Source organism: Anaerococcus sp. Marseille-Q7828, from assembly GCF_949769285.1.
Lineage (GTDB): Bacteria > Bacillota > Clostridia > Tissierellales > Peptoniphilaceae > Anaerococcus.
Window position 1 is genome coordinate 1,548,337 of sequence record NZ_OX458331.1, and the last position, 13,072, is coordinate 1,561,408.

Below are 13,072 nucleotides of genomic sequence, written 5' to 3' on the forward strand. Positions count from 1 at the left end.
AAACATAATTAGGCTTTTTTATTGTAGGTATTTTTTATATCTATTATCACAGCTATTATAATTGATATTATAGATCCAATTATTGCTCCCATGGCAGGCGAAAATACAATCATGGATATAATTGTGATAAGTAATGTATATATAGGTTTTAAACCCACACTCTTTCCAAAGATTAATGGTTGAACTACTTGTTCAATTACAAAAGTTAAAATAAATATAATTATTAAAATAAAAGCTAGCTTATGATTAGTCTGAGCAAATGCTATTATTGACCATGGTATGAGAATTATCCCTGATCCTAGGACTGGTAGCATATCAACTATTGCTATAACTAAGGCAATAAGGCCGAAATATGGAACCTTTCCAATGTATAGACCAAATAATAGCAGGGCAAAACATATAGCTGATGTTATAAGCTCTGATTTTATATATTCTTTTAGACCTATGCCAGTTTTTCTCAAAAATTCTTTAAATAATTCCATCAATTCTTCCTGTATTCCTCTGTAACTTTCTGTTTAAATCTTATTCATTTCTTAAACTTATAATACCCAATATCTACATAAAAAATACCAATTGATTATTCAACCAATTGGTAAAGATTTAATTCATATTCGCAACTTTTTCAAACTTATAGATTTTGTAGAGCATCCAAACCATAGCAATTGTAAGACCTATATGTCCAATACCTGTGATTCCTTGTAAGGCAGAAAGATTAATAACACCTTTATCTACGCTTCCTATAACCTGGTATAGTCCAATAACAAACATGCATACAAAGGAAAATATATGTGATCCAACATAGATATGAAATGGCTTTTTGATTTCTTGGATTTTCTGCTTATCATATTTTTTCATTAATAGGTAAAGGACCATAATAGCCAAAAATCCCATAGCTAAATTATGTGTATGAACTAGGTTTAATTGGTTGTGGCCATATACTCCGTAGAATCTAGAGAATTCTCTGGCAAAAGCACCTGTAAATATTCCCATAATAGCATAGGTAACTGAAATTCCTAATAGGGAATTGATAGTAAATTCTCCTATAAAATATTTAAATCCAGAGATTACTATAAATAAGTAAGCAAGAGTCTTTGGCATCATTAGAGCACCAATTACTGGTATAGTATCCGCAAATAGAACAACAGGAATGTAAAATGCGAAGCTAAGTAAAATTAGCCACCACATATTTTTAAGTCCTGGCTTTTCTTTTTCTTTATAAGACCAAATTATGAGCAATAGTCCCATTATAGCAAATGGTATATTTCTATAAATGCCCCAAGTATAGGATTCATCTGGTCTGCCCCAATTATTTTGTGGCATAAGAACAAGAATTATCCTAATAGCAGCTAGTGCATATATAATAATTTTCTTTCTATTGTCATTATCACCACTTTGTTTTCTATAAAAATAGTAATACAAAATATAAAATATGGTCATTGTAATACTTGTGACAAATTTACCCCAAGAAAGACTAGCCACATAAGCCTCAAATCCTCCTGAGCTTAGGTGGGATATAACTCGTGGTATTAAATGAAAACTATCACCAGCTCCCAAAATAATAGCCATGATTCCAAACAATTTTGCTTCTTTTTTATCTTCCAAAACCAGCCTTATACCCAAGGCCATTACCAAGCCTAAATAAGCTATATCAAATAAACTTTCAAATATTTGCATTAAAAATTCCTTCCTTGACCCATCCCATATGGATCTTATATTTTTCTAAAAAAGTTGCCCTATCCCATTCTTCTCTAAAATTTCTCTGAATTAGATTATGGACTATTGCCCTCACAAAAATTATTTTTTCTTCATCCACACCCATTTTCTCTATGTTTTTAAAAAGATCTTTGTAATCTTGGTGGCAATTATTCCACGATTTGTTTAAGCTTTCATCCCAATAGAGAAATCTATTTTTGTAAAGCATGTACGAATCTTCCTTAAAAATGATATCAGCAATATCATATCCATAATCATTTAAAGAAGAAATTACATCACCGTCATTTTTTTCTAAACTTGTCAAAAAAAGCTTATGTATGTCGTGGGTTTTTTTATCCAAGATATAAAAATAAGAATCTTCCAGATCTTCAAAATACTGATAAAAGCTCCCTCTGGCAATCCCCAATCTTTCTACAATTGTTTTAACATTCACATCTGAAAATGGTTTTTGTGAAAATTCTGATATCAAAACTTCCGTAATCTTTTTTCTCTTTTCTTCATCTAAATTATAAAAAGTTTCCTTTGGCAATCCTTAGTCCTCCTTTATGACACCGTGTCATATTCGTATTATATGTGACACCTTGTCATTTGTCAAGAAAAAAATATAGGCTTATGATTTATTATTAGCTATTGGATAAATCCAAAATATAGTAACAAATTTAAACCTACACTTTTTTATCTACAATAATTTATTTCTTTTCTATTTTTACAAATCCTTCTTAAAGCAAATAATTCTGTTAGCTTCTTCAAATCCTATGGCTTTGTGAAAGGCAAAACTACTTAAATTTGTTAGTTCGCAGTCACTAGCAAATTCTTTAATATCTCTATCTTTGGCCCAGTTTTCACAAGCTTTTACCAAATCTCTGCCATAACCCCTGTTTCTATACTTTTCATCAACATATATTCCCTCAAGATAGGCAACAGGTGTTGTTTCGCAGCCTTCCACATAGTCATAACGTATGCTAAGATTTGCAAAGCCAATAGGATTACTATCTTCATAGATAATAAAACTTACCATGTTTTGATTCTCAGCAAATTCTTCAAATTCTTTTTTAAATTCTTCAACTGAATCATTGCCCCAAATTTTTCTTGCCATTTGGGCCGGGACTAATGCTTCTTCTTTCCTAGCTTCTCTAATCATCTTTTCTCATACTTTTTTCTTTCTCTTAAATCTAAAACCATATAGTCAGTGTCAAAATACTTACCATCAATCTTCATATCTGCAGGAATAGTCCCTGTCTTTTTAAAACCAAATTTTTTATACAGATTAATTGCTCTTTCATTATCACTTCTAACTGTTAATTCTATTATTTCAAGACCAGATTCATTGGAAAATTCAATCAATTTAGCCATTAATTCTTGTGCAATGCCCTGTCCCCAAAATTCTTTTTTAATAGATATACCCAAGACTGCCTTATGATTCATTCTATTTCTTGTCTTTGCAGAAATATTTCCAAGTCCTATAATTTCATCATTAAGACATGCAAGTAAAAATATTGATTTATCACTATTAGATACACGTTCTAAAATATTTTTTTCTTCATCAATTGTTAGTCCTAGTCCCTCACTTCCAAAAGTAAGATTGTTTGTTTGACCTCCAACTATCTTAGTATATTCAAGAACTTTCTCTGCATCTTCTTTTCTTGCTTCTCTTATAATATATTTTGTCATAAAATCTCTCCCATCACTATTAACTATTTTATAAATTTAATATAAATCTGGCACGGGTTCCACTCATCCCACATATCCGGAAAGCATTCAAGTTCCACATATCCCAAAGACTTATAAAAGTTATTAGTAATGTCATATTCGACATAACGACCTGATTTTACAGTTTTGACTTGAGAATATGAATATCCTCTTTCAATTGCCAATTTTTCATAAGATTTAACAAGATTTGTACCAAGGCCAAGCCTATGAAATTCTTTTTTCACTCCCATTACAAAAATCTCAGCTGTATCAGAACTTGTAGGATTTAAAACTATAAAACCGGCAACTTTCTCATCTACATATCCAGCAAAAAAATCCTTATCTTTTGAATCTCTAATATATTCTTCAGTTGATTCTGGCAAACCAAACCACTCTGGCAGATCATACAAGATTTCACGAGCTATGGTCTCTTTTTCATTTTTATCAGTTATTTCTTTTATTTTTATTTTCATTAATATTTCCCCTATTATTTTCTATTTCAACAAGTGATAAAAATAGGCTAAATAAACTTAGCAATATTGCAAAAGCTCCATAAATAGGCTTTAATCTTACAATATCTAAGCTTACAAGACCTAATATGCAATATATGTAAAGTGATCCGAAAAATACTATAATAGTCCAATCTTTTTTACCAGTTAAAGTCAAATAATTCCTATTAATTACTAATTTTTTTATAATGGCAATTAAAATATAAATCCAAAGTATAGTAAATGCTAAAAATGCAAACCATTCATCACTAATTTTATTTAAAAACAAGGAAATTCCACTACAAATACCTACAAATAATACTCCAGCAAAGCCTATCAAGATGGATTTAAATAAATTGACTTTATTTTTATCCTTTTCCCAATTTTTTAGGGTCATATATAATATGGCAGGTACTTCAAACATATAGCCCAAGAAATTCATCCAAATTACACTCATAAACATATGGTGGTTGATATCAAGAGTAATTGGTCTGCCATCCCATACCCAAAATCCACCATTAAGCCTTATTGCAACAACATCTAAGAGCAAATCCATGGTTACTACCAAAAAGCCACCGACTAGGGCTGTCCTTAGATTATCAAAATTAAACTTCCTAGCAATTCTTAGGGCACAAACACTAATGCCACCCCACATAAGACCGCCAAAAAAAGGAAATTGATAGGGTTTAAAACCAATACTAATATAAAAATCCTGGCTATAGTGGTAGATATCAGTAAATTTAACAGCAAGAAGTTCAAGAGAAAAACCAGCAATGGTACCAGAAATCAAAAGACCTAGTTCCCTATAATTTTTCATCTTTAATATATCAAAAACCAGAATACCAACAATAATGTAGCATAAGATTTCAAAAGCATTTATCCAGTTCATATTAGTCCTCTTTATTTTAAAATAAGCTCCAAACGTACGACTATACATTTTCTTTTAACTGTGATAGCAATGATTTGGAGCTTAGAGATTATATTCAATTATTAAACTTAGTTTTTTGGGGAATCAGTATTACACAGAAAATAATCAAATATTATTAATTAGCAGATTTTATAAAAATAATCTCCGAGACCTTCTATAAATTAAAATTCAAGGCTCACATTAGAAAAGAAACTTGCCTCATTGCCATTTTCTCTTATCAAATCCATCAAATCTGTCACTTTAAGCCAAATTGTAGCTGTATTTTCGTTTGGGTGGCAGGCTATTAATTGGTCTTCCTTGTCAAAATATTTGTCTAAATAAAATTCTACTTTGTGATCTTTGTCGTTTAATATGCTTAATGGGCTTACTGATCCTTGAACTACATCTAGAACTTCAGCTAATTGTTCATCATCAGCAAAGTTTAGAGATTTTATGCCGTAATCTTTTTTAAATTTTTTCAGATTGGCTTTTTTGTCCCCATGAACAGTTATTAAATAATATTTATCATTCTTTTTGGCATAAACAAATACATTTTTGGCATTAGCATCAGTTACTGGCATTTCCATGCCTACTAAGTCATCCATTGAATAAACCGGTTCATGGTCTAATCTCACATATTCGATTCCCTTCGAATCCAAAAATTTAAATACTTCTTCTTTGTTCATTTTTACCTCCTAAATATTATCCTTCACACCAACAGCAATAATTCTTGATTCTGCTCTTTTTTCTCCACAAGCTTCCATAGTCATATTTACTATAGCTTTTCTGTCAGTAAGTTCTTCTAATGTTGATATTACAGTTATTTCTTCATTCATTGGTACTGGTTTTTTGAAGTCTACTTCTAGTCTTGCGGTTATATATCTTCCTATTACAGTTTCTTCACTAAGTTCTAATCCCTTGTTTTTGTGATTAAAATATGCTGCTGAAGCTGTTCCGTGGCAATCAAATATCATTGCAATCATACCACCAAAGAGGTTTTGAGGTACTCCTCCTGTAAATTTCTCATCTGGAATCACCTTACAAATCACACTTTTCCCATCTTCGCTTGGATAAGATTTTAAATGTATACCAGCTTCATTTTGTGGTCCACAACCCCAACAATGTTGGAAACGTTCACCGTATGTTTCTTGGATCGCTACTTTGTTTTGTTTTTCTTGTTTCATATTTTCTCTCTCCTGATTTTATCTTATATATGTTTTTAATGGACAAGTTTTATTATTATCGGTCATTCCCATAGCTTTGTAAAAAGAATTTGACCTAGTATCATCAGCATCAGTTATTAGCAAAAACGTTCTTACATCTTTGAAATAATTAGAGACTAGGCTGTATAGTTTTTTCCCTATTCCTTGCCTATAATAATCAGGATCTACAATTAAATCCTGGATAAAGACTATATGTTCACCATCACCTACACATCTGATAAATCCGACAAGTAATCCATTATCAAATGCACCAAGTACATATAATGAATTTTCAAATGATCTTTTTAGTTTTTCAAGATCATCAAGATATGCTGTCCATCCGTTTTTTTCATAAATACTTAACACTTGATTTATCAGTTCAGTATCAAATGTTTGATAATTTATTTCATCCATTTTCATCTTCCAAGCCTATATGTCTCATATTCATCAAGTGACTCACCCTTTATCCACTTTGTTGCCATGGTAGCTCCTATTTTCGAGTACACAGTACCATTTCCGCCTACCCCACATATTACAAAGATATCCTCGTTTTCTGGATCTATGCCCATGTAAGGTAAGTTGTCCTTGCTTATTCCAAAAAGAGCTGTGTAGGAGTAGTTAGTTTCTATATTGTATTTTTCTACAAGCATAGAATTAGCACCTTTTTCTAGGTCTTTATCTCTCTTTCCCACATCCTTATCTTTTATCGTATCAGCTTTTTCATCAAATCCACCTATCATAAGTCTATTGTCAAAAGTTTTCTTAAAGTAGGTATAGGCATCCTTTACTTCCCAAACTAATAAATCTTCGTAGCCTTTATCTTCTACTTTGTTAGTAACTGATACGTAGGTTTTATAAATTTCAACATTCTTAAGATTTTTCTTAAATTGATCAGGCGGATTGTAACCTGTTGCAATTACAATCTTTTTGTAAGATTTATTTATATTCTGCCCACCTATTTCAAGGCTAACAATGTTTTCGTCATTTATCTTCTCACATTTTATAAATTTCACACCCTCTACAATTTCTAAATTATAATTATCAACAGCAGTTTTTAGTAAACGAAGTACAAAAGCATATGGATTTAGTTTAATATCTGGTCAACATAATAGGCCACCATATGCTTTCAAATTGTAATCAGCGAGCTGGTCATAGTTTAAATATTTAACATCATAACCAATTTCTTTTTGCATCTATGTTTCTTCTTTGACATCAGAAGTTTTTTTCATCTCCGTAGCCAAAATCATACTGTTTTCTTGGATGAAATTTTCTTGGTCAATATCTACCAATTCATCGTTAATTTTAATTAAATGATCTACTGCCTCTTTTGACTGATTGTAAAATCTAATTGCAGCATCTTTTCCAATTTGCTCTGCAAATTTTTTAACCTCTTGGTCAGACATATATTGTATTAGGCCCGTATTTGCAGATGAAGATCCACTTGCAATTCTATTTTCTTCTATCATTGTCACCTTATATCCAGCTTTAGAAAGTTCATAAGCTGACAAGGCACCAGACATACCTGAACCTACTACAAGTACATCCTTATTAGGCTCAAAATTGTTGTGAATCTCTAAGGAAATATCCTCTGTATTTGAGGGCCAAAATAAATTTCCTTTGTGTAATTTCATAAATCCTCTTTTATAATATTTTATTTAACGTTTGCATAATCTGCTTACTCAAATTATCATCAAAAATACCCGTTTTAACCCCATCTACTAATAAATCGATTAATTCTTGTGGAGGCGCAATTCCTTCATTTGCCATATATTCCATCATATCTAGCATTTGCAACATCTCATCATCACTAATTACATCAGAATCATTAGTCTCATCTGGCAACTGTGAATCTAGATAGTCAAACAATTCATTTTTTACTTCATCTAAATCTATTAAATTATCTTTGACAAATATTTTAATATTACTACTAGCACAAATTTCTTTAAGTAGATTAAAGGTTCTTTGATCTGGTACATTGATTACTTCTGGGATTAAATCTAGATTTAATAACATTTCAAAAAAACTATTTACAATTTCATTTGGATTCTTAGTATAGTCTTCCACAGGATCTGTACTAATTGCTTCACCACTTCTTTTATCTACAGCCAATAAAGTTTGAGGATAATGAGGCACAAAATCACTATCTTCTACAGGTTCTGGCAGCACTACTAACTGACATTCCATTTGCCCAGATTTTTTAGCTTTTTTAATATTTTTTAAGGTTTCTATATTGATTATATTTGCTATAGGGTAGCTAATCTCCTTATTCCAATCAACATCCACGCTATCCTTAATTTTGTAACTTTCGCCATCATTTTCAAGAACCATAATGCTAGGCTCATCGTAAATGCTATAAATATCTACATCTTCTGCATTTGAATCGCCTAATATATTTGACAAATCAATACTTGCACTAATGGCTTGCTTTATATAACTATAATCTTTTTCATTATCAAATTGTTTTAGTGGTGAAAATTTTTCTGATTTTCTAAAATATGGAAATGTCAATGAGCCTGATATTTTTATGCCATGGTCTTTTTTAAACTTCCTAACTTCTTTTACTTCACCAGGATCTAAATCATCCTTATTACCGAATATCAGTTGATGATTCTCCAAAAGTAGTGTTGAAACAAAATAATCATAATTAGAATAATCCATATTACTTTCGATAACTTTTTTAAAATTTAATAAATTATCCTCACCAATTGTTAGGTTTATAGCATTAAATTCATTGCCTGCTCCCATGATATTAATAAAACCAATTTGTCCATCATTAAGTCTTATAGCAAAAATTTGGTCTTCAGATATCTTCTTCCATAGCTTAGTTTTTCTGTATTCATAGGCTAGTTCGTAAAGTTGGTCCATAATTGTTCCTTTAACTTCAATCTAATCAATATTTTCTTTATAAGTATTTTCTAGGTCAAGTAAATTTTTTACATCATCCATAGAGACTTCTTCAATAGATTTGTGTGGCCAATTAGGATTATTATCTTTTTCTATAATCTTTGCTCTAATTCCCTCATTTACTATCTTTTCTTGCATTGAATTTTGGATGATTCTAAGGTCTCTTTCTATTACTTCTTCATAAGTTAGGTTCTTATCTGCAAAGTATTTTTCAAATTGAACTGCCAAGCTAAAAGGATCTCTTTCTTTTAAAATAGCAAGTGTATTTTTTGCGAAATCATCATTAATTTCATTTTTCTTAAGGTTAGCAAAGATTTCTTCAATGCTTGGGTGGGAAAAATACTTGTCAATTTTTTCCATATTTTTATCTATCTTGCTTTCTTCTAATTCTTGGCCAAAACTTTCTATGCTTTTGCTAAATTGATCTATAAGGTCCTTGCCGTCATAATCTTTGGAAAGTAAAAAGAGCTTATCAATCACATCCTCATAGTCGCTTGATTTTATATAAATATCTGCAAAACCATATCTGATTAAATCAGAAGCTTCTAGACTTGCCCCACATAAGCCAACATATTGGCCAAGTGCTTGGGGTAGGCTTGATATAAATTTGCCTACACCTACATCTGGAGCAAAGCCTAGACTTGTCTCAGGCATGGCCCAATTTATATTTTCTTCAACTATTATAAAATCTGAATTGATAGTAAGGCCAATGCCACCACCCATGGTTATCCCAAACCAATGGCTAATAATAGGTTTCTTGTAGGACGCTACATATTTGTCAAGATCGAACTCGTTTTTCAAAAGGCCATCTTTTTCCTTACAATTTTCATTAACAAGGTAATCATAATACATGGATTTAAGATCGCCTCCAGCAGAAAAACCTTTTTCTATAAGGCTATCAAAAAGTACTGCCTTGACCCTATCATCTTCCTCATAATTTTGTAGTATATCTCTAATACTATTAATAGCATTATCATCTAAGGCATTTAGTTGACCCGGTCTATCTAAGTAAATTATTCCAATATTTTCTTTTATTTTTTCTTTAATCATTCTCCATCCTCAATACAATTTAGAAATTCATTCTGTATTAACAAAATTTATCTTTATAAATTATATCTACCCTTTATCGTCTATTTATATTGATTATAAGGGATTTTACAAAATTAAAAGCTCCACTCATGTATTTAAGTGAAGCTCAGTTACTATCTATTTTGTTGTTTCTAATACTATATTTATTGCTTTATCTATGTCAGTGTTTGGGTTTAAAAATGCTAATCTTAAGATTACTTCCCCATCTATACTTGATGGAATACACAAAATCTTTCCTTCTAGGGCCAAATCATTTGACCATTTTGCGTAATCGTTAAGTTCCCAGCCCGTTCTTTTAAAGACTACTATTGATAAAGTTGGTTCCATTACCAATTCTAAGTGGTCACTATCTTTAATGGCTTGTGCACATTTCTTTGCGTTGGCAATGCATTTTTCAATAGCTTCAGAATATTTTTTGCTACCATAGGTTGCCAATGAATACCAAAGTGGGAGTCCTCTTGTTCTTCTAGATAAATGAATAGCCATATCAGATGGATTGCTTTGGCTATGATCAACTCCTTCAAGGTATTCTGCATGTTGTGAGAAAGTATTGTAAACTCTCTTAGGATCTCTATAAATCAAACAACAGCAATCGTATGGAGCAAACAGCCATTTATGTGGATCTACGATAAAAGAATCTGCATTTTCTATACCTTTATATAAGTCCCTCACACTTGGAGCTAATATTCCAGCCCCACCATAGGCACCATCTATATGTAGCCATATGCCATATTCTTTGCAAACCTTGCTGATAGAATCAATATCATCAATTGTTCCTGTGTTTGTAGTACCACAAGTTGCAACAACTGCGAATACCCCATCATTAGCTTCTATCAATTTCTTAACAGATTCACCAGTCATCCTGGCTTTATCATCTGTATCTGCTATTAAAACATCTACATCCAAGACTTTTGCAATAGTTCTAACTGATGAATGTGTGTCCTTTGATATGATTAGTTTGTAGCCTTCACTAGGTCTTCCCTTTGGATAGATATTTTCAGCTTCCCATTTATTTTTTGCATTATCTCTAGCACAAGCTAGAGCAGAAAGATTGCCATAAGTTCCTCCGGATACAAAAGTTCCAATAGCTTCCTCTGGCCAGCCAAGATTTTCTTTAAGCCAATCTACCACTTGATTTTCTGCATAAATAGCACCAGCTCCATTTTCCCATATACCACCAAATACATTAGCTGCAGAAACAACCTCATCAAAGGCAACTGCTGCCCTAGTAGGAGCACATGGAATATAAGCAAAATTCATAGGATCATCTGCTGAGCGTGTGGCCTTATTTAGACTTTCAAAAATATTTAAAGCTTCCTTTGGACCAATACCATCCTCTGTGATAGTATCGCCAACTGTATGCCTCAACTCTTTGGCTGAAAGAGCGGTGGTTTTAGGATCCGAACCAGAAACCGTCCTCTCCTTAGCCCAATTCAAAGCCAATTCCACAGATTCTTCTTCATAATTCCAAAATTTATTATCCATAATTCACCTCAAATATTAAGATTAATGGTTTTTAAAACAAACCCCTTACTAGTAAAATACATAAAAATTCAAAACTACGCAAGCACACGGTATGAATCACTAAAGTAATATGAATAAAATATTCTATTATTTTTAAGAGGATAATGTACAAAAATAATTCATAATAAAAAATAGTTTTAGAAAACAATTGTAAATCTAAAACTATTTTTAATCATGGTATCCATATCAAAATGACACTGAAAGTAGAGCTACTGAATATAATAAGTAAAATTATACAATCCCCGCATCCTTAATAACAGCCTTTATGATTTCTTGCTCTTTTAATGGTTTTGTAGTTGTTGTAAAGTCTTCTTTAACTTCTATATCTGGTTTTGTTTTGTCTAGTTCATTTATTGATCCAGATTCTGTTAGACCTAGACCATCTGAAAATCTTAATACATATCCAGTTCTTGGCAGGTCAACTTGCAAAGGATCAAAGCCTATACCATCTCCCCCAGTCCTTGTGCCGACTAGTTTTGCTAGTTTTGTTTCTTTGCAAAACGATGCGAGCATTTCAGCTGATGAATACACTCCCTCATCTACCAATAGATAAATATTTCCTTTAAAACCAATTGTATTCTCATCGGCGTCTACATAGTCTTCATAGGATAGATAGTAATCAAAGTCCTTCAATATATCTTTTGTTTTTTCATCAAAATCACAGTTTTTTACAAAAGAGTCTGTATCTGGCCTGTAGCCTTCTTGTTTTATGGCTTTGCTATTAATCTCACCCGATTTTATAAAACTATAGTTTATTGTTTGGTAGTTTTGATTAATTATTTGGGGTAGTAGAAATTCTTGCCAGTATCTAGAATCTCCTCCCCCATTTCCCCTAATGTCTATAATTAAATTAGGATAATTTTTGATTTCTTGTAAAAATTTTGTTAAAGTTATTTCATCATTTTTTCTATACAAATCTTCGAGCATAGAATTTACTTTCATATAGGCAAGCTGATCTTTTATTATTATATCGGTTGTTAGATTATCAATATCTGATGAATCCTCACTAGGATTATCTATGTTTTCTTTTATGTATTTTTTTATGCTTTGATTATTGATGTTGTATCTTTTTCTAACATTTTCTTTCTCATATATCTTAGAAAAATCGTGACGCCAATCAGCGTTAGCTGTGTGATAATAGCTTATGTATAAGGTCATGGCAAATGACTCATCAATTAATCCTGTATGCCAATTATTTAGATCTCTTAAAACGTCATTCATTCTATTATAAAAATCTGAGTCACTTTTAGATTCTTTTATGTAATCTTCATAATCTTTTTTATTATCAAGCCAATCTATACCATATGCCATTTTATTAATTTCAAAAAAAGGATAATATTTTTCTAATGTGTCATAAGCATAGTTAAAATCATACAAATAATCTTCAGTAGTTAGGTTAAATTCACTACTGTCAATTTCTTTTAAGTTTATTGTATTTATGTCATTAGCTTTATTTTGATTAATATTGTTTACAAATGCTATTATTACTATTAAAATAGGGATAATTATAAGTAATTTTCTTTTCTTCATAGAGGCTCCTAGGTATATTATCAGAT

At 31.3% G+C, this 13,072-nt stretch carries 16 protein-coding genes; all 16 read right to left on the reverse strand.

Annotated features, from left to right (window positions below):
- Positions 1–8: 8 nt before the first annotated feature.
- The gene (locus QNH69_RS07395) at positions 9–482 is read right to left on the reverse strand and encodes an AI-2E family transporter (RefSeq protein WP_282929852.1); all 474 of its coding nucleotides are present in this window, start codon (positions 480–482) and stop codon (positions 9–11) included.
- A gap of 118 nt (positions 483–600) precedes the next feature.
- The gene (locus tag QNH69_RS07400) at positions 601–1,674 is read right to left on the reverse strand and encodes a DUF2871 family protein (RefSeq protein WP_282929853.1); all 1,074 of its coding nucleotides are present in this window, start codon (positions 1,672–1,674) and stop codon (positions 601–603) included.
- Complete coding sequence (locus tag QNH69_RS07405; protein ID WP_282929854.1) at positions 1,661–2,242, reverse strand: TetR/AcrR family transcriptional regulator; 582 nt, start codon at positions 2,240–2,242, stop codon at positions 1,661–1,663. Before QNH69_RS07405 ends, QNH69_RS07400 begins: the two co-directional genes overlap by 14 nt.
- 177 nt (positions 2,243–2,419) lie before the next feature.
- On the reverse strand, positions 2,420–2,854 hold the full coding sequence (gene aac(6'), locus QNH69_RS07410) for an aminoglycoside 6'-N-acetyltransferase (RefSeq protein ID WP_282929855.1): 435 nt from the start codon (positions 2,852–2,854) through the stop codon (positions 2,420–2,422).
- Positions 2,851–3,384 carry a GNAT family N-acetyltransferase gene (locus tag QNH69_RS07415; RefSeq protein WP_282929856.1) on the reverse strand — a complete coding sequence of 178 codons (534 nt, stop codon included), beginning with the start codon at positions 3,382–3,384 and terminating at the stop codon, positions 2,851–2,853. The genes aac(6') and QNH69_RS07415 overlap by 4 nt, the downstream gene beginning before the upstream one ends.
- A 23-nt stretch (positions 3,385–3,407) precedes the next feature.
- A complete protein-coding gene (locus tag QNH69_RS07420) occupies positions 3,408–3,875 on the reverse strand; it encodes a GNAT family N-acetyltransferase (RefSeq protein WP_282929857.1) in 468 nt (155 codons plus the stop codon).
- On the reverse strand, positions 3,847–4,779 hold the full coding sequence (locus tag QNH69_RS07425; RefSeq protein WP_282929858.1) for a DUF422 domain-containing protein: 933 nt from the start codon (positions 4,777–4,779) through the stop codon (positions 3,847–3,849). The genes QNH69_RS07420 and QNH69_RS07425 overlap by 29 nt, the downstream gene beginning before the upstream one ends.
- 200 nt (positions 4,780–4,979) lie before the next feature.
- A complete protein-coding gene (locus tag QNH69_RS07430) occupies positions 4,980–5,483 on the reverse strand; it encodes a YbaK/EbsC family protein (protein WP_282929859.1) in 504 nt (167 codons plus the stop codon).
- A gap of 9 nt (positions 5,484–5,492) precedes the next feature.
- Positions 5,493–5,981: a thioesterase gene (locus QNH69_RS07435; protein ID WP_282929860.1), complete on the reverse strand. Its 489-nt coding sequence runs from the start codon at positions 5,979–5,981 to the stop codon at positions 5,493–5,495.
- Between the two features lie 18 nt (positions 5,982–5,999).
- On the reverse strand, positions 6,000–6,413 hold the full coding sequence (locus QNH69_RS07440; protein ID WP_282929861.1) for a GNAT family N-acetyltransferase: 414 nt from the start codon (positions 6,411–6,413) through the stop codon (positions 6,000–6,002).
- Between the two features lie 2 nt (positions 6,414–6,415).
- Positions 6,416–7,093 (reverse strand): FAD-dependent oxidoreductase, encoded by a 678-nt coding sequence (locus tag QNH69_RS07445; protein WP_282930195.1) that lies wholly within the window; start codon positions 7,091–7,093, stop codon positions 6,416–6,418.
- A 99-nt stretch (positions 7,094–7,192) separates the two neighbouring features.
- Positions 7,193–7,630, reverse strand: a complete 438-nt coding sequence (locus QNH69_RS07450) for an FAD-binding oxidoreductase (protein WP_282929862.1) — start codon at positions 7,628–7,630, stop codon at positions 7,193–7,195.
- Positions 7,631–7,640: 10 nt separating this feature from the next.
- Positions 7,641–8,864: a hypothetical protein gene (locus QNH69_RS07455; protein WP_282929863.1), complete on the reverse strand. Its 1,224-nt coding sequence runs from the start codon at positions 8,862–8,864 to the stop codon at positions 7,641–7,643.
- 21 nt (positions 8,865–8,885) lie between these two features.
- Positions 8,886–9,953: an enoyl-CoA hydratase/isomerase family protein gene (locus QNH69_RS07460; RefSeq protein WP_282929864.1), complete on the reverse strand. Its 1,068-nt coding sequence runs from the start codon at positions 9,951–9,953 to the stop codon at positions 8,886–8,888.
- 156 nt (positions 9,954–10,109) lie between these two features.
- Positions 10,110–11,477, reverse strand: a complete 1,368-nt coding sequence (locus QNH69_RS07465; protein WP_282929865.1) for an aminotransferase class V-fold PLP-dependent enzyme — start codon at positions 11,475–11,477, stop codon at positions 10,110–10,112.
- A gap of 270 nt (positions 11,478–11,747) precedes the next feature.
- Positions 11,748–13,046 (reverse strand): S41 family peptidase, encoded by a 1,299-nt coding sequence (locus tag QNH69_RS07470; protein WP_282929866.1) that lies wholly within the window; start codon positions 13,044–13,046, stop codon positions 11,748–11,750.
- Between the last annotated feature and the right edge of the window lie 26 nt (positions 13,047–13,072).